This window comes from Streptomyces sp. NPDC046197, assembly GCF_040646295.1.
Classification (GTDB): Bacteria; Actinomycetota; Actinomycetes; order Streptomycetales; family Streptomycetaceae; genus Streptomyces.
In genome coordinates, this window is sequence record NZ_JBEYZY010000070.1 from 1 (window position 1) to 15,863 (window position 15,863).

General features: G+C 69.1%; 18 protein-coding genes and 6 pseudogenes. 12 read left to right on the top strand and 12 right to left on the bottom strand.

Features of this window, described 5'->3' with window-relative positions:
- Together AB0A61_RS40170 and AB0A61_RS40175 are read right to left on the bottom strand one after the other, a co-directional pair.
- Window positions 1–239, bottom strand: a pseudogene (locus AB0A61_RS40170) (metallophosphoesterase); the annotation flags it as partial.
- Window positions 240–307: 68 nt separating this feature from the next.
- Window positions 308–418 (bottom strand): annotated as a pseudogene (locus tag AB0A61_RS40175) (plastocyanin/azurin family copper-binding protein); the annotation flags it as partial.
- Window positions 419–667: 249 nt separating this feature from the next.
- On the opposite strand from AB0A61_RS40175, the gene AB0A61_RS40180 reads away from it, so the two are divergent.
- Together AB0A61_RS40180 and AB0A61_RS40185 are read left to right on the top strand one after the other, a co-directional pair.
- A complete protein-coding gene (locus AB0A61_RS40180) occupies window positions 668–1,270 on the top strand; it encodes a sigma-70 family RNA polymerase sigma factor (RefSeq protein ID WP_361304339.1) in 603 nt (200 codons plus the stop codon).
- Between the two features lie 25 nt (window positions 1,271–1,295).
- Window positions 1,296–2,084 carry a zf-HC2 domain-containing protein gene (locus AB0A61_RS40185; protein ID WP_361304342.1) on the top strand — a complete coding sequence of 263 codons (789 nt, stop codon included), beginning with the start codon at window positions 1,296–1,298 and terminating at the stop codon, window positions 2,082–2,084.
- Window positions 2,085–2,555: 471 nt separating this feature from the next.
- On the opposite strand, the gene AB0A61_RS40190 is transcribed toward AB0A61_RS40185, so the two are convergent.
- Window positions 2,556–2,735, bottom strand: coding sequence for a hypothetical protein (locus tag AB0A61_RS40190; protein ID WP_361304345.1), 180 nt, complete (start codon window positions 2,733–2,735; stop codon window positions 2,556–2,558).
- Between the two features lie 203 nt (window positions 2,736–2,938).
- Here AB0A61_RS40190 and AB0A61_RS40195 point away from each other — a divergent pair, with 203 nt between their 5' ends.
- The 6 genes from AB0A61_RS40195 to tatC all read left to right on the top strand — a co-directional run bounded on the left by AB0A61_RS40195 (window position 2,939) and on the right by tatC (window position 6,998).
- Window positions 2,939–3,181, top strand: coding sequence for a hypothetical protein (locus AB0A61_RS40195; RefSeq protein WP_361304348.1), 243 nt, complete (start codon window positions 2,939–2,941; stop codon window positions 3,179–3,181).
- A gap of 216 nt (window positions 3,182–3,397) precedes the next feature.
- Window positions 3,398–3,820, top strand: a complete 423-nt coding sequence (locus AB0A61_RS40200) for an ATP-binding protein (RefSeq protein ID WP_361304350.1) — start codon at window positions 3,398–3,400, stop codon at window positions 3,818–3,820.
- Entirely contained in the window at window positions 3,817–4,104 is a 288-nt protein-coding gene (locus AB0A61_RS40205) for a hypothetical protein (protein WP_361304353.1), read from the top strand. The genes AB0A61_RS40200 and AB0A61_RS40205 overlap by 4 nt, the downstream gene beginning before the upstream one ends.
- A 2-nt stretch (window positions 4,105–4,106) precedes the next feature.
- The gene (locus AB0A61_RS40210) at window positions 4,107–4,517 is read left to right on the top strand and encodes a hypothetical protein (protein ID WP_361304356.1); all 411 of its coding nucleotides are present in this window, start codon (window positions 4,107–4,109) and stop codon (window positions 4,515–4,517) included.
- A 978-nt stretch (window positions 4,518–5,495) separates the two neighbouring features.
- The gene (gene tatA, locus AB0A61_RS40215; protein ID WP_361304359.1) at window positions 5,496–5,771 is read left to right on the top strand and encodes a Sec-independent protein translocase subunit TatA; all 276 of its coding nucleotides are present in this window, start codon (window positions 5,496–5,498) and stop codon (window positions 5,769–5,771) included.
- Between the two features lie 288 nt (window positions 5,772–6,059).
- Window positions 6,060–6,998, top strand: a complete 939-nt coding sequence (tatC, locus tag AB0A61_RS40220; protein WP_361304362.1) for a twin-arginine translocase subunit TatC — start codon at window positions 6,060–6,062, stop codon at window positions 6,996–6,998.
- Between the two features lie 22 nt (window positions 6,999–7,020).
- Here tatC and AB0A61_RS40225 read toward each other — a convergent pair whose 3' ends face one another.
- Window positions 7,021–7,200, bottom strand: coding sequence for a hypothetical protein (locus tag AB0A61_RS40225; RefSeq protein WP_361304365.1), 180 nt, complete (start codon window positions 7,198–7,200; stop codon window positions 7,021–7,023).
- 374 nt (window positions 7,201–7,574) lie between these two features.
- Here AB0A61_RS40225 and AB0A61_RS40230 point away from each other — a divergent pair.
- Window positions 7,575–7,676: pseudogene (locus AB0A61_RS40230) on the top strand (Sua5 family C-terminal domain-containing protein); the annotation flags it as partial.
- A gap of 56 nt (window positions 7,677–7,732) precedes the next feature.
- On the opposite strand, the gene AB0A61_RS40235 reads toward AB0A61_RS40230, so the two are convergent.
- Window positions 7,733–8,374, bottom strand: coding sequence for a carbonic anhydrase (locus AB0A61_RS40235; protein WP_361304368.1), 642 nt, complete (start codon window positions 8,372–8,374; stop codon window positions 7,733–7,735).
- A 490-nt stretch (window positions 8,375–8,864) separates the two neighbouring features.
- Here AB0A61_RS40235 and AB0A61_RS40240 point away from each other — a divergent pair, with 490 nt between their 5' ends.
- Window positions 8,865–10,115: a SpoIIE family protein phosphatase gene (locus AB0A61_RS40240; protein ID WP_361304371.1), complete on the top strand. Its 1,251-nt coding sequence runs from the start codon at window positions 8,865–8,867 to the stop codon at window positions 10,113–10,115.
- 322 nt (window positions 10,116–10,437) lie between these two features.
- Window positions 10,438–10,800 (top strand): annotated as a pseudogene (locus AB0A61_RS40245) (hypothetical protein); the annotation flags it as partial.
- 183 nt (window positions 10,801–10,983) lie between these two features.
- Here the strand turns inward: AB0A61_RS40245 and AB0A61_RS40250 are convergent.
- The 3 genes from AB0A61_RS40250 to pip all read right to left on the bottom strand — a co-directional run bounded on the left by AB0A61_RS40250 (window position 10,984) and on the right by pip (window position 13,781).
- On the bottom strand, window positions 10,984–11,565 hold the full coding sequence (locus AB0A61_RS40250) for a glycoside hydrolase family 25 protein (RefSeq protein WP_361304374.1): 582 nt from the start codon (window positions 11,563–11,565) through the stop codon (window positions 10,984–10,986).
- A 534-nt stretch (window positions 11,566–12,099) separates the two neighbouring features.
- Window positions 12,100–12,819 (bottom strand): hypothetical protein, encoded by a 720-nt coding sequence (locus AB0A61_RS40255; RefSeq protein WP_361304377.1) that lies wholly within the window; start codon window positions 12,817–12,819, stop codon window positions 12,100–12,102.
- A complete protein-coding gene (gene pip / locus AB0A61_RS40260) occupies window positions 12,816–13,781 on the bottom strand; it encodes a prolyl aminopeptidase (protein ID WP_361304380.1) in 966 nt (321 codons plus the stop codon). The genes AB0A61_RS40255 and pip overlap by 4 nt, the downstream gene beginning before the upstream one ends.
- Here pip and AB0A61_RS40265 point away from each other — a divergent pair.
- Window positions 13,683–13,973: a hypothetical protein gene (locus AB0A61_RS40265; RefSeq protein ID WP_361304389.1), complete on the top strand. Its 291-nt coding sequence runs from the start codon at window positions 13,683–13,685 to the stop codon at window positions 13,971–13,973. The genes pip and AB0A61_RS40265 overlap by 99 nt on opposite strands.
- Window positions 13,974–14,279: 306 nt before the next feature.
- Here the strand turns inward: AB0A61_RS40265 and AB0A61_RS40270 are convergent, their stop codons facing one another.
- The 4 genes and pseudogenes from AB0A61_RS40270 to AB0A61_RS40285 all read right to left on the bottom strand — a co-directional run.
- Window positions 14,280–14,654, bottom strand: coding sequence for an alcohol dehydrogenase catalytic domain-containing protein (locus AB0A61_RS40270; RefSeq protein WP_361304383.1), 375 nt, complete (start codon window positions 14,652–14,654; stop codon window positions 14,280–14,282).
- Between the two features lie 175 nt (window positions 14,655–14,829).
- Window positions 14,830–15,258: an ATP-binding protein gene (locus AB0A61_RS40275; protein WP_361304386.1), complete on the bottom strand. Its 429-nt coding sequence runs from the start codon at window positions 15,256–15,258 to the stop codon at window positions 14,830–14,832.
- Between the two features lie 43 nt (window positions 15,259–15,301).
- Window positions 15,302–15,598, bottom strand: a pseudogene (locus AB0A61_RS40280) (nitrate- and nitrite sensing domain-containing protein); the annotation flags it as partial.
- Window positions 15,568–15,765 (bottom strand): annotated as a pseudogene (locus AB0A61_RS40285) (transposase); the annotation flags it as partial. The pseudogenes AB0A61_RS40285 and AB0A61_RS40280, both read right to left, overlap by 31 nt.
- Between the last annotated feature and the right edge of the window lie 98 nt (window positions 15,766–15,863).

Here is a 15,863-nt window from a genome sequence, read left to right on the forward strand (position 1 = left end):
ATCGCTTCGGTGAACGAGCCGGCCACGTCCGTGTTCGCCGGGCCCTGGAACCCGATATGGCTGTCGGAGACCTGTACGAACCTGAGCGCCCCGCTTTCCGCGGCGGCGGCCCCGGCGAGGCCCTCGGGGTTGATGTCCCGGGAGCCGGCGATGTGACTGATCACCTCTCCACCGGCCACGGTCAGCACCAAGGCGCCCCCGAACCAGCCCGCGTGCCGCATGAGCTGACGTCGAGTCATGCCGTTTTCGGTATGGGGTTGACCGGGGTCGTCGGACGGTGCTGCGTCGTGGCTGTCGTAGTGGTCGGTCATCGGGTCACCTCCACGGTGGCGGTCATGAACGGATGGATGGTGCACAGGTAGGCATAGGTGCCGGGCTTGGTGAACGTGTAGCTGTAGGTGGCGTGGGTGGCCAGGAATTGTGCGTGAGTCGGCTCTCGTCCGGCTCCACGGACGGCGGGGGTCCCACGGTTCGGTAGATATGCACTTTTTGTGAGACCTCTTGGTGTCGCCGCAGATCAGCCGGCCTTCCGGGCGCCGCGCGCGCTTGGCCCTGGTGGTGCCGTAAGGCCCGGCAGGGATGCCTCACCCACGACACTTACGGAGCGTCATCAGTACCATTCCGTGTGTTACAGGACGATGCCGTACATGTGCGCGATGATCGGCCTATGCCCTGGAGTTCCCGAAAACGTGGTCCAAGGACCGATCCGGATCGCTCCGCGCACCGTGTCTCTGATAGGGGGACCCTTTCGAGCACAGATGAGGAACTGCTGCGCACTCTGTACGCGGAGCATGCAGGAGCCCTGTTCCACTACGTACTGCGACTGACCTCGGGAGATCGGCAATGGGCGGAGGACGTGGTGCAGGAGACACTGCTCCGGGCGTGGCGGCATCCCGCCGCTCTCGACCCCTCACGAGGCCCGGCCCGGGCATGGCTGTGCACGGTCGCCCGGCATCTGGTCATCGACGCCCACCGGGCCCGGCAGGCCAGGCCGGCCGAGATCGGCGGCGAGGCGCTGGAGCGTGCCGCCGAGCAGAAACCGGGCGAGGACGAGATCGAGCAGGCACTGCAGAGCTGGGCGGTCGCCGACGCCGTCCGGTCGCTGTCCCCGGACCACCGCGCCGTCCTGCTGGAGACCTACTACCGGGGCCGGACCATGACGGAGGCAGCACGGGTGCTGGGCATCCCGCCGGGCACCGTGAAATCGCGGACGTACTACGCCCTGCACGCCCTGCGGCTGGCGCTCCAGGAACGGGGAATCGAGCCATGACCGTGGCGTGCTGGAGGTGGCGACCATGAGCGCGGAGCACGACGACCTCCGGCCGGCGCTGGGAGCATACGTCCTGGGCACGCTGCCCTCGGCGGAAGCGGAGCGGGTACGCGCCCACCTCGCGGAATGCGCCGAGTGCCAGGCCGAACACGCCCAGCTGGCGGGACTGCCCGCGCTGCTGGCGACGGTGACCCCGGCGGAAGCCGCAGGCCAGACGGTGCTGGCGGCCGACGGGAACCTGGCCGACCGGCTGGTGGCACGGGCAGCAGAAAGCGCGCAGGGCTCCTCGCCCGAACCGCACGCCGTGCCCGCGGTGTCGCGGACGCCGGAGGGAGGTGTGCTGGAGAGACTGCTCCAGCAGGCCGCGACCCGGCGCCGCAGGACCTGGCGTCTGCAACTGGCCGGCGCAGCCGCCTCGCTGACGTTCATCGCGGCAGCGGTCGGCGGCACATGGCTGGCAGCCATCGGCAGCGTGGGCAGCGTGGCGGCGCCGCCCGGCCCGAGCGCGCCCACGGCCTGGCGCACCTTCTCCGGAAGTGATCCGACCACCGGCGTCTCCGCCTCAGTGAAGGTCTCCCCCTCTGCCTGGGGCAGTGTCCTGCAGGTCTCCGCCAAGGGGGCACCCGCCGGAATCACCTGCCGACTGCAGGCGGTCGGGCCCAGCGGAGCCAGGGCGGACGGCGCCACCTGGCGGGCAGGCGAGTACCCTCCCGGCACCACGATCCCCGGGGCGGTTGCCATGGCCCCCGGGGCCATCGAGCAATTCGAGATCCTCGCAGGCAACGGCCAGAAGCTGGTCACAATCCGAGCGTGAGGCGAGGCCAGGGTCGTCATGTCACTGGGCCGGCCGGGCCGCCCAATGACATGACGACAGCTGCCGGGTGGGGCCAGGCAGTCCACGAGAAGCGAGCCGCCTCAAAGACTGGTGGACCAGACTGCAGGAGCGCACACAGGGTGTCCAGCCGACGGCCATCGGGGAGGCTTGCGCTCGTGACAGCGGCTGCGCAGGCACGCTCGTGACCGTCGTCGACCGATGCCACCACGCCGCACGGCTCCGGAATCCGCGAGATCGTCCGACAACGCACCCGATGGATGAGCGCTGCGACCTCGGAGGCCGACACCGGCGCCTCTGCGGCCGAGGGGCTGATCGGCGCCACGCACGCGAAGGCGGCTCGTGGTCGAAGCGGCTGCCACCGGCCGCAAAAGATCATCTGCGCGGCGGGACTGATAGAGGTGAAGGCCGTCCGGGGGCACAACCATGCGGTTCACCAAACGGGTGGCGACCTCACTCGCCTTTTCCTCCGAAGACCGTGCAGACCGGAGAAGACCATCCAGGAGCCTTTTCCGCGATGGTGCGCTCGACGGGAGCGCGGAGCGAGGCGTGGACGGTGAGTCCTGTGCCGCCGGCTCCGAGGCAGCTCCTGTCCGCGAGGACGTCGAGGTCCAGCTCGGTGCACGTGGCCACGATGGCGTGCTCGCGTGCGGCTCCACATCGTGGATTCCGCCAGGCAGGCGAGATCCACAACAGCGTCCCCTCATCCGCCGCGATGATCTGCAGGTTTACACCTTCACGGCGGACCTTGCCCGAGAAGTGGCCCTCCAGCCTGGACCCGGTCGGTCTCGGTGACGGTTCCGTCCAGCAGCACGTGTCCGTCGCCGTGGTGGTTTGTGAGTGCCTCCGTCAACGACGGCGCGAACCTTCCGAGCAACTCGATCGTGTCGTTCACGCAGCGCCAGGCCATGGCGGGTCCAGGCTGTCCGCACGCCGAGGGCCGCGATCGAGCCGAGACGCGGGCAAGGACGTTCGTCCGGCTCTGCGGCGCGGCGTTCCCGCAGGGCCGTCCGGACGACCACGGGCGAAGGAAGAAGCTGCCGGTGCCCAATCCGCCCGAGTACGGCATCGAGCTCTGACAGAGGCGAGTGAGCCCAGCCAGGCCGCTGGCATCGACGTGATCCGCAAGAAGTCGAGCAAACGGGGTGAACAACTCGAACCGTTCGGCATGCGTCGCCCGTGAAACCACATGAGCGCGCCCATGCAGGATCCGGCCTACCGACAACCCGGAAGTTTCTGGTGATCTCCGCCTTCCGGTCTCCGCACACCCACAGAAGAGCCAGAAGACCATGTTTGTGACCGACTCCCCCAGCCCGAGTTCACTGCTCGGCCAGCCCTGCCGCCACGAGGCGCTGCTCACCCTGCCCGCGCAGGAGGCGCACGTCTCCGCCGCCCGTCACTTCGCGGCTGATCTGCTGGAGACCTGGAGCGTGCCCGCCGGCGAACGGGACTCCGCCGTTCTCATCGTCGACGAACTCGCCACCAACGCCGCCCAGTACGGCCGCGAACGCATGACCCTGCGCCTCGCCCTCGACGACGGCACTCTGCACATTGTGGTCACTGACTCCGGCATGGCAGTGAAGCGCCATCGCCCCGACATCGCCTCCGACGAACACGGCCGCGGCACCGGCATCGTCCAGTACCTCGCCCAGTCGACCGAGGTCCACCAGACACGCAGCGGCCGCGAAGTCCGCGCCTGCCTGAGGTGCTCGCCATGACCGGGCCGGGCGTCCCGCACGAACTGCGGCCCCTTGCCAGGGCCGACACCGCAGCACAGCGACCGATCACCGGGGGCGGCTGCGGCGCCGGGTCACCCGGCAACCCTGCCAACTGGGCCTTCGCGACCCACAAACGGTGCCCCACCTACGGCTGCCCGGGCCCGGCCCAGGTGCCCATGCCGCCCTCGGCACACCCACCGGCCCTCGATCACGGCGACCCCGACCAGGACACGATGCTGTGTCAGCGCTGTGGCGCCGACCCCTGCGTACCGGCGGAGGTGTGAGCATGGACGTCACCCCGGACAGCGGCGAAGGCATCGGCGCCCCGCCCCCGCACGAGGCGTACGCGAATGCGCCAGACCTGCGCCGCGAGATGCACCAAGTGCTCGCTCTCGGGGCCGAACGCGACGGCCGCCAGGCCAGGCCCGTCACTGGTCCCCCGGTGGATGCGGCCGCCGCCGAACGCGCCTGGCTGCTGCGCCGAGCCGCCCTCATGGACCGGATGGCCCTTGACGCCCCCGGCCCGGTCGCAGCCGCCGCGGAAACCGCCGAACAACTCGTCCTGCACGACCGCCGCCATCCCTACCTGGTGGCCGGTCCGCACCACCCCGACGCGAGCACGCTCGCCCCCAGCCGCCGCCTCTACGTCCGCCAGGAGTACGCCGCCTGGACGGCTGCCGGGTGCCCCGGAATCTGAATCGACCCCGACCCGACAAGAAGAAGGACACATGACCCGCAAGGACATCGACACCCGGCACGCCCCCGCAGCAGCCGGCCAACTCCTCTCGCCTCGCCTCCCACGCCCGACAGCCATGCGTGAACATCGCGTCGGCCGGCGACAGGAACGGTCACCCCAGGGAAAGCCGATGAACGCACCGTGGCCGAACGCGAAGACCCATCGGCTGTTCCAGGTGCCCGAACGAGGTTGCTTGCAGGGGCAGCGGCGGGGCGTCCATCCGACCCAATCGCCCCCGCACACTCCGCAGCCCGGGCAGCCGGCGCAGTTGGCCATGCAGGTCACAGGCGGCGAACTACGCCTCGCCGTATGCCTGATGCCGGTCGAGCCCCCCACGGTTGCGGCGGCGACGGGTGACGAGTTCACTTGTGAGGCCTGGCCGGACGACGCCGTGGGAATCTCCCGATGGCGCGGGCGGCGGACACCGGTGAAACCGCCGTGCCAAGTGCACCGGGAAACCTCCTCCCAGGCGCCCGTGCACCAGACCGACGGCGCGGACATGGGCGCCGGCCTGCCCGGCCACCTCCTGCAGATCCCCTTCCGCGACGACGAGTGCCGGCCATCCGTCGGTGTAGAGCCTTGCCGGGTCGTGGCCATCGACCGCGTCCAGCAGCGTGGTGTCCCTGCCGAGTGCGGCCGGGACGCGGAAGGGGAACCGTGCTGGACGCACCCGCCGGCGGCAGCGGGCCGTCGTCCGCGGCCAAAGGTGTGCGCCTCCCGCCGCGTCAACCTTCCGCAAGTCCCGGTCGTGGGCGGGACGCTTCTTTGGGTGGCGGCCGAGGTTCTGCGCGCGCCGGGAGAGCGATGGGAGCATGCTCGGGGTGGCAAGACACGATGCGCCGCGGGCGCTCCCGCTCCTACCGCTGCGGCGCAGGAAAAAGCGGCACGGATCGCCCAGGCAGGTATGAGGGCCGACGCGTTCGAAGGGGTGGTGTGACGATGTTCCGCAATGCACTGGAGCCCTGGCACCTGCTGATCCTGGTCTCAGTGGTGGCTTTGATCTTCGGCTCGAAGAAACTGCCCGACACGGCCCGGGCGCTGGGCAAGTCCATGCGGATCCTCAAGAGCGAGACCAAGGCCATGAAGGACGACGGCGCCTCAAACGAGCCACGACCCGAGCCTGAGCCTGCACCGGGACCGCAGACGATCTCGGGCGCTCCCGCAGACACCGCCACCGCCCGCACCACGCCCACGGACAGCAGGACCAGCCACTGAGACTGAGCCCGGTCCTGCGCGCCCCTGGCTCATCCCCGCACGAGACGCTGCCCGAGCCTCCCCGGCCGGCTCACCTCTTGCGCTGTCGGGCCGCCCGCCTCGTTGTCTGCGGTATCGGCCGGCGCCCTGGCCGGAGCAGCGCTGTTTACCTGGACCAACTGCCTCCAGCACGCGCACCGGCCGCAATCGCCGCCGTGGCGAGCTCGCGCCCCACCCGGTGACGGAGGCGATCAAGTACTGACGCAGGGCCGGTAGTCTCCGGTCTGCCGCACGAGATGAGGACGTGGCGTGCCCCAGTCGGCCCGCAACAAGGAGAAGGATCCCGAGGGGCGGATGCCGCTCGCGGAGCACCTTCGTGAGCTCCGCAACCGGCTCGCCAGGGCCGTCCTTGCGATCCTGGTCGTCACGATCGCCGCGGCCTTCTACTACAAGGGCATCATAAACTTCTCCACCAGGCCGGTGCTGGACTCGGTCGGCTGCCCGACGTCCTTCGCCGATCTGGCGAAGCAGACCGCGCACACCACCTGCGCGCGGATCACGATCAACGGTCTGCTCGCGCCCTTCACCCTGGCGCTGAAGGTGTCCCTGATGGCCGGCGTCGTGTCGGCCTCGCCGGTATGGCTGTACCAGCTGTGGGCGTTCGTTGCCCCCGGCCTGCACAAGCACGAGCGGAAATACGCCTACGCGTTCGTCGGCGCGGGCGTCCCACTGTTTTTCGGCGGCGCCTTCCTCGCCTACAAGGTGCTGCCCACGACCGCGAAGGTGTTGATCGACTTCACCCCGCACGGGGTGGACAACCTGTTGCCGCTGGACGATCTGCTCGACCTCGTCACCCGCATGGTGGTCGTCTTTGGTCTCTCCTTCGAGATGCCGCTGCTGCTGGTGATGCTGAACCTCACCGCAGTGCTGTCCGGCCGGCGGATGCTCGGCCGGTGGCGCGGCATGATCGTGGGGATCTCGGTCTTTTCGGCTGTGGCGACGCCGAGCACGGACCCGCTGACCATGCTGGCGCTGGCCGCGCCGATCTGGATGCTCTATTTCGCCGCCGTTGTCTTTTCGCTTCTCAATGACCGGCGCAAGGCCCGAAGAGAGGCCGAGGGACCCGGCGACGACGACGCCTCCGACCTCGACCTCACACCGCAGGACATCGGCGAAGTGGAATCGGTGTCCGCCAGCCAGGCCCGGCCCGCACAGCCGGACGCTGACGACGACCGCGCCGACGGGTAAGACGACGTGACCTGTGGGGCCTTCAGTAGGGCACGGAGCGCGGAGGCCCCGCCGACGCGCAACACCAGCCGCGCTGATCAGGTTGCTCGCCGCCGCCTTCGTCGACCGCTTCGCGGGGTGCTCCAGGGGAGCGGCGCGACTCGTTGCTGCGGTCCTCGACCGGCTTGGCGAACTCGGGGTCGAACCGTTCCTTGCCGAGCACGCGGCCCAGTCCGCTGGTCAGCGTGCGGCGATGTCAGCTAAGGGCCTGAGGGCGGCGTTCTCCCTCGGTAGCATCTTGATCCTGTTGACATCATGGCCTTCCACGACGCCGGAGCTCCACGGTTGTGTCCGGCGGTGACGGCGTCGAGATCGCGCTCGAGATGCTGGGCAAAGTTTCGGATCACGAGGTCGACTTCGTGGACCTGCTCGGTGAGCAGGGCCCGCCGGTTGGTCAGTTGGCTACCGAGGTTGGTCAGCGAGGCGGCGAGGTCGGGTTCGTAAACTGCCGGGTTGCTGGTAGACCGCCACTGCCTGCTTGAGCTCACGCAGGAGCTAGGGCACCAGGGGGGTGGGCGTCTTTCTTCCCCTCGCCTTCAGCGGGGGTGCGACCTCATCGTCGCGTCCTTGCCTGCGGAGGAGGGGCTGGGACTGGCGATCGCCAACCGGCTCCGCCGCGCGGCAGGGCCCCGGCCCTCTTTAGTGACCAGCACCGACACCAGCGGTTCCGCCACGCCGCGGGGCCGCGGCTCTCTTCACTGTGCGGGGGCAGCAGCCCTGCTCAGACCGTGCGAGGCGACCAGTTTTGCACTGCCGTCGGCCAGGCGGTAGGACAAACCCACCACGGCGAGGCGGCCAGCGGCCACTCTCTCGGCCAGGACGCGGGAGCGTTCCAGCAGTAGGGCGACGGTGTGCCGGATGTGCTCGGCCAGGATCTCTTCGGGCTGGTCGCGTCCGGCGGCGCGGGCCGCCAGCACACTCGTGGTCACCCGCTCAACAACGTCACGGACGAAGTCGGCAGGCACCCGGCCGCCGTCGGCGGCGGCGCGGGCAGCCGCGATGGCCCCGCACGAGTCATGGCCCAGCACCACGACCAGCGGGCAATCCAGCACACTCACGCCGTACTCGATACTTCCCAACGCCTCCGCACCGACGACATGTCCGGCGTTGCGCACCACGAACAGATCCCCGAGCCCCTGGTCGAAGATGATCTCGGCGGCCAGCCGGGAATCGGAGCACCCGAACAGCACCGCGAAGGGATTCTGGGCCGGGGCGGTCTCGGCGCGGCGTGCAGCGTCCTGGTTGGGGTGCTCGGGTGAGCTGGCCACGAACCGGTGGTTGCCAGCCAGCAGCATCTCGAAGGCATCATCGGGAGTCGGCGTCAGCGTCTCGGTCATGGCAGAAGGCTACGGGCGGCCCCGCGGAATCGCGCGGCCGGGTCCACGGATGGCGGCCTCGCACCTCCGCGGCCAGCACACCCAGACGCCGGGCGATGTCGCCCTCGCCTCCTCGGCGATGACCCAACCTGAAAGTCTGGGCGGTCGGAGTACGCCGTCCTCTGGCGTTGACGGGGACGCGCATCAGGTCCTGGAACGGCGTGACCTCCATCGACCGCTCAAAGAGACATGATGGCTCAGTGCCTGCGCGTGGCGGAGGCACCCCCGTAGGAGGGCCACCCGCACCGTGGGGCGGGGCGACCGTGCCATCGTGGGTCTGAACCCGTCTTTCACTCTGCGTCATCACACACGACGCAACGAGGCGGGTCCCGATCCCGCGCCGGACGAGCGTACACAGCCGCCACCCTCTGCCCGTCAAACGAGCTCGGCGGGCGCGGGAGCTGGGCGTTTCGTAGATTGAAGAGGGGACGGCTCGTAGGGAACGCGTGGGATGGCATCGGAGATCGACTACACGGCGGTGTTCGCCGCCCATCCGAGCCCGTGCCTGGTGCTCGGCACGGACCTGGTGATCGCCGATGCCAACCTGGCCTTCTGCGACGTGACCGGACGCATCCGGGCCGAGCTGGTCGGGCAGTACCTCTTCGACGCCTTCCCGGACAACCCCGCCGACACGGAGGCCGACGGGGTGGCGACGCTGAAAGAGTCACTGCACCGTGTCCTGTCCACCGGCCAGACCGATCACATGGCGCTGCAGAAGTACGACATCCCAATCGCCGGCAACCCCGAGGTGTTCAAGGAACGGTGGTGGAGCGCGATCAACGTGCCCCTCCTGAACCCGGACGGAAAGGTCGCGTGGATCATCCACCGGTCCGAGGACATGACCGACGTCGTCCGCGCCCGCCGCACCGTGCCCCTGCCGTCGGTCAGCCCCGGCCGGGAAGCGGCCATGGAAGCCGAGCTGTACGCCCGGGCACGGCAACTGCAGCGGCTGAACGAGGAACTGCGACAGGCGCACGCCCGTGAACGGCGCATCGCCGTCGCCCTGCAAGAAACCATGCTCCACGCCCCGGACCTGGCCAGGCACCCGGATATCGCCGTGCGCTACTTGCCCGCGACCGGATCCCTGAACGTGTGCGGCGACTGGTACGACGCGGTCGACCTGCCCGCGGGCCGCTTCACCGTCGCGGTCGGCGACGTCGTCGGCCACGGGCTGATGGCCGCCACCGTCATGGGCAGGCTGCGCAGCGCGCTGAGCGCCGCCACCCGCACCGTCCACGGCCCGGCCCAAGCACTGGAGGCCCTGGGGCTGTACGCCCGCTCGGTCGAGGGAGCACTGGCCGCCACCGCCGTCCAGGTCCTCGTCGACTGCCACAGCCATCTGCTCATCTACAGCAGCGCCGGCCACCCCCCGCCCGTCCTGCTGCACCGGGACGGCACCTGCGACCTGCTCGACCAGGCCACCGACCCACCGCTGGGCGCCCGGCCCGAACACGTCCCCCGCCCCCAGGCCACCACGACCTACACTCCCGGCGACACCCTCATCCTCTACACCGACGGCCTGATCGAACGCCGCGGTGAGGACATCGACGCCGGCCTGAGCCGCCTGACCTCCACGCTCGGCGGCTGCACCGGGTTCGGCGCGGAACACCTCGCCGACGCCCTGCTCGCCCGCCTCGACGTCACCAGCGGAGCCAACGACGACATCGCCATAGTCGTCGTGCGGCTGGACGGAATGCCCTGACTGTTCTGATCGGGCCGCTGCTGAAATCGATCAAGGACGTGTGGTCAGGGCTTCTCGGATGCGGTCCGCACCTGGTCGTCACCGGACCTTCACGCGGGACGGCTGCTGGCCACCAGGGGGCCGGCGACCCGGTCAGGTGTTGCCGACCGAATGGATCTTGCTGTGAATCGCCGTCGCATGACAGCTGACCCGCTGGGCTATCCGCCGCGTGCGGGATTCGGAAGCGAGCCCCGTCGGGCTTTCCGAGCGCTGCTCGGGGAGCTCAGCCCCAGTCATCTTGCTGTGACGTTCCCGTGGCACAGGGATGCCGGGCAGGGATGCCGCGGATGCCGCCTACGGCTTCAGCAAGGGCAGGCGCTTCGAGCTGGAGCAGGCCGATGTCTTCCACGTCATGGCCACCACCCGGCACGACACCGTCGTCACCCGCTGGGCGATCGACCACCTCGTCCACGACCTCTTCACCGGTCTCGCCCGGCAGAAGTGGCAGCGCCGATCATGCGGCGCCGGAGCTCATGGCCTGCGGATCTACGACTGGGCACGCATCGAGGTGCGGCCCTGGCACCGGGCCGATCGCCGTCACTGGGTCCTCGCCCGCCGCCGCGCCGCACTGGTGACACTGCGGCGCGGGCGGATGAGGCAGACGGACTGCGCGCTGTTCAGGACAGTTCGCGGACTCCGAGTTGCTGCACGAACAGCAGGCTGTCGGCGTTGGCTCTGGCGGTCGAAGGTGCGCGGGGGATCGTCGACCAGGTTGCCGACGACGGTGATAACGGTCTCGCCTGCCACGGCGAGTCCTTCCTACAGGTCAGGTACGGGTGCGCGGGTCGGCGGGCGGAGCACCAGACCCCGCCCGCCAGCGACTCGAACTCTAGTTCCTCATGCCGTTGATGCCGCCCGCGAAGGCGACCAGTTCAGCCTTGGAGACGAAGTTACCCACGTTGGTGTCCAGCGGCTCGTCGGTGTACTGGTGGAACATCCACTTGGCCTGGATGTTGGGCTTGCCCGCGGCCACGCCGTACTCGGCGATCCAGAGGAAGTCACCCGCATTGCTGGTGGTGTCCCGGTGAAGCCAGAAGTCCCGGTTGCAGTACAGCCCGATCTTGTGGTTGGAGCCGCGCAGCCGCTTGACCTCGGCGATGAAGGCATCCTTCTCCGCGCAGGTCGCCGCGGTGCCGTCCGGGTTGGTCTCCCAGTCGACGACCAGCAGGTCGTACTCGATGCTCGCGCACCCATCCACGAAGTGGGCCGCCTGCTCCTTGATGCTGCTCGGGTGCAGGAAGTGGTAGAAGCCCACGACCAGGCCCGCGGCGCGGGCGTGCGCGGCCTGCTCCTTCTGCTTGGGGTTGACGTAGGAACGGCCCTCGGTGCCCTTGATGAACGCGAAGCTGGTGCCGTCGGTGGGGAAGTTCGCGTCCTGGAAAGCGGATACGTCGTAGCCCTTTATCGTCACGGTGGTCCTCCGATGCGTTGATCCGGAGGGAGCGCCATGGGCAGTCACGCGGATAACCTCGTGCCCTCCCCGATGGGTGACAGCCGTCGACGACTTCGGCGTCCACGACACCGCCGTCCTCAAGCTCAGGCGGGTAATCGACCGCGAACAGGCTGTGTCCAGGCGCTAGGTGAGCGCGACCAGGTCCACGGGCTGCTCGTATGCGTCGGCGGGCCCGCCCAGGCTGGTGATCTCCACGGCCACCACCGCATCCTTGCCGTAGTGCTCGCGGCGCTACCGCTCCAGATACCAGGCCTCCGCGCGCCAGTCCGGCACGGTGCGGTCCTCCACGGTCTCTTCCACGATCTGTCCGGTGGCCGGATCGCGCAACTTGCGCGGCCGCGGTGGCGCGCGCGGTGCGGACCCAACAGCTCCTCACAGCACCAGCAACAAGAGCAGCAAGCCCATCGCAGCGAAGCCCGCTGAGACCATCCACAAAGCCACCGCGAAAGCGACGGCCACCCCGACGCTTCAGCAAGCGCACCCTGACCAAACTCAGACATCCAACGCCTCGTACAACTCCTCGACGGCCACCCCTCCTCCCTCCTTGGCCCCTGCGAGAAGCCGAGACCGCCGCACAGCCCCCGCCCGCAGCCCCCTACCTGGAGTTACCTCCGCCCGGGCCCAGTTGTCGAGTTCCCCGGCAGCGTTCAGGCGTTCCCGGTTGCGCAGCAGGGTGTCCAGGTAGGCCAGTAGGCCCGGCAGGAAGGACGGGGCGGTGCGGAAATGGTCACGGCTCAGGCAGCGGAAACGGAACGGGCAGGGGTGCCCGCGGGCCTTGACGTTGCTGGGCTCGGCGCATCCCGAACGGTACGGCGACCTGCCCGATCCGCATCCGGGCGTGCTCGTGGTCCAGCAGGGCCTTGGCCTGGTGCGACATCCGGTCGCCATGCGGGTCGAACTGCAGGGTGAGCAGCCGGTCCACGGTCTGACGGGTGCGCTGCTCCCACACACGTAGTAGGTCTGCGTGGTGCCCGAGGTCTTGTGTCCCCTCAGCTCCCACAGCACGTCCACCTGCGTACCGGCGTCGGCGTGGCGCTGGGCGTAGCTGTGCCGGTAGCGGTAGAGGCTGATCCGCATCTTGTCGAACTCCTCCCCCGCTGCCGTGAGCAGGGGCGGCATGGCCCACAGCCGCTCGCTGTGGAGCTGGGCGAGGAACATCGGCCGACAGGGCTTCGTGCCGTCCGAGGTGAAGTGCAGTGCGGTGTCAGTCACCGTCCGCTCTTGCCGAACCGCGTGATCGCCTGCAGGATCGCGTCCTGCATCGCGGGACTGCCTGTGTGTCCGGAGTCGTCGATCACTTTCAGCTCCGCGTCTGGCCACGCTTTGGACAACTCCCACGCGGTCTTCAACGGGCTGCCGAGGTCGAGTCGGCCGTGGATCAGCACTGCTGGGATACCGGCCAGCCGGTGTGCCTCACGGAGCAGTTGTCCGTCCTCAAGCCAGGCATCGTTCGCGAAGTAGTGCGCGCAGATCCGGACGAAGGCCATCAGTGCGCTGTCAGCCTTGTCACTGTAGGCGCCCGGATGACCGAGTGCCTCGTGCGCGATGACAGCGTCCTCCCAAGCGCACCAGTCTCGCGCTGCCTTGAGCCGGACCGCCTCATCGGGGCTGTTCAGCAGCTGGTTGTAGGCGGCCACGAGATTGCCGCCCCGGTCCGCCTCCGGCAGTGCGTCGCGGAATGTCTCCCAGGGGCCGGGCAGCAGGCGTCCGACGCCGTGGTAGAGCCAGTCGGTCTCCTCCGGCCGGGTCATGGTGACGCCGACGATGACGACCTCGGAGACATGCTCTGGGTAACGCTCGGCGTAGGCAAGGATCAATGTTGAGCCCCAGGAGCCACCGTAGAGGAGCCAGCGCTCGATGCCCAGGTACTCGCGGAGCCGCTCCATGTCGGCGATGAGGTGGTCGGTGGTGTTGGGATCGAGGCTGACGGCCGGGTCGGAGGCGTGAGGCCGGCTCTCACCGCAGCCACGCTGATCGAACAGGACGATCCGGTAGATCTCGGGATCGAACATCTTGCGACTGCCACGGCGCCCCCCGCTGCCGGGCCCGCCGTGCACGCACAGGGCCGCCTTCCCATGGGGATTCCCGCTGGTCTCCCAGTAGATCTGGTTGCCGTCGCCGACATCGAGGAAGCCTTGTGCGTACGGTTCGATGGGCGGGAACGGCTGGGCCACGACGGTCTCCTCCTGAAGGCGGCGAAGTACAAGCTCGCGAGGCTAGTCGACGGCTGGAACGACGTCTCCGGGTTTGTTTTGAGCTCGCGCGGCGAGGTACTCAGCCCAGTCACGCCTGGCCTTTTCGTGGCCAGCCTCAACCGCGTCCAGCCCATGACTATGGCCAACTACGATGTCCATTTGGCCAACTAGCGGACTCCAGCCGCGTATCCGTGACGACCCCGGCCTCTGACGGAGTCGTGCTTGCCATTCGTGGCGATGGCCGTCACGCAGACGGGGTTGGAGCCCCTGATCAAGGATCTCGGGACATCACGGTTTGAGCGGAACGGCGTGCAGAGGCATCAGAGGCATGTCGTTGCCGCCGTTGGTCATATCTCCGTCGTCGTTCGTCAGCTGCCTTGGACGGTGGCAATCTGGAAAATGTGGAGGCCCGGCACGGTGTGGCTGGCGTGCGGCAGCTGTGGCACCGTGCCATACGGTGCAGCAGCTGATAGGCGGTCACGTAGGTGAGGACGAGGCTGACGACCTCCGCCGAGTCGAGGCCCTCGGTACCTCAACCGTGTCCGCCTCCAGCAGGCACACGCGCTCCGCGTAGGCGCCCCACACCGTGAGCGCAGCGATGCGGTCCCCCTCGTGAAGCCGCGAGCAGCCCGGCCCGAGCTCCTCGACGACGCCGACAAGCTCGTAGCCCGGCGTGAACGGCGGCTTCGGCACCCCGAGATACGTCCCGGCGCGCAACTGGGCATCGGTGAACGACACACCCGCGGCCAGCGCTTTGACGCGCACCTCCCCCGGCCCCGGGCGAGGCATGTCCTCCTCCACCATCCTCAAGGCCTCGGGGCCGCCGAAGTGATCGACGACTATGCGCTTCACGAGGTCAGCGTACGCGCAGCAGCACAACTGGGCACCTTCAAGCACACCTACTCGTGCAGCGCCCGTAAGGGCGGACAACCAGTGCTGACAGCCGCGTGGCCATGCTCGCGAACCGCCCCTGACACAACGGCGTCCACGCAGGTCGGAAGCCATGTCCCGGGCCGCCGGTGTGCGCTCATGTGGCTGCTGCGGTGGTTGAGGCGTCCGGCTGTTGGACGAGCGTGGTGGGCAGGGCGACGTACGCCGTGACGCCCGAGTCCTCCGTGGGACGCAGCTCGACATGGGCGCCGAGGCGAGGTGCGAGCGCGCCGACGACGTGGTGGCCGAGGAACCGGGTGGGCGCAGCGAGCAGGGGGCCGCCCTTGCCGGACAGCAGGGCGTTGGCCTGGGACATCCGCTGCGCGGTCATCCCGATTCCCCGGTCGACCACGGCGAGGCAGTACTCGCCGCCGTCCCGCCAGCCGTACACCGCGACGGGCTGCTGGGGCGGGCCGAACATGAGCGCGTTCTCCACCAACCCGGCGAGAAGGTGGGATAGTTCGGCGACGCAGTCGCCACGGACGCGGCACTGCTCGATGTCGGTGACCGCTACTGATACGGCGATCGCCGTCGGGCGCGCCGGCGCCTTCGGCGTCGATCAGGGCGGTGACGGCCCCGGTGTAGAAGTGGAGGGTAGCAGTGCGGTCGGCCGTGCCGGTGTCGACGGCGGTACGGGTTGCGGTGAGGCCGACGAGCGGAAACCGGGCCCGGCGTAAGGCGGAGGTCGCCGCCTCGGGCAGATCGCCGCTCTTCTCCGAGAGCGCCGCCGTCAAGGACGTGCGTGCGTCGTCGGTGCGCGCCCGCTGCCTGCGGACATCGTCCCGGTACAGGGAGGGGCAAAGTCCAGGCCAGCGTCCATGGCCTGTCCCCTGCAGATGCGCCGCTGCACCGGCACCGGATCCCACGTGGACTGGTTCACGAACTGGTGCAGGTTCTGCTCGTTGCCGTCCGGCAGCCGCGAGGCCATCGCCCGGATCGAATTGCGGAGACCGCCCAGCATCAGTCCCCGCAGGTAGCAGTCGCTCTTGGCCCGCTGGTCCTTCCGCAGCACCGAGGCAAACGCATCGGCCATGTACTAGTGCCCCGGCAGGCAATGTTCGCCCCGTCGCGACGCCCGGCACGCACTCTCGCCGCACCGGCCGAAAGCCCAAGTACGTCCAGTACGAGGAC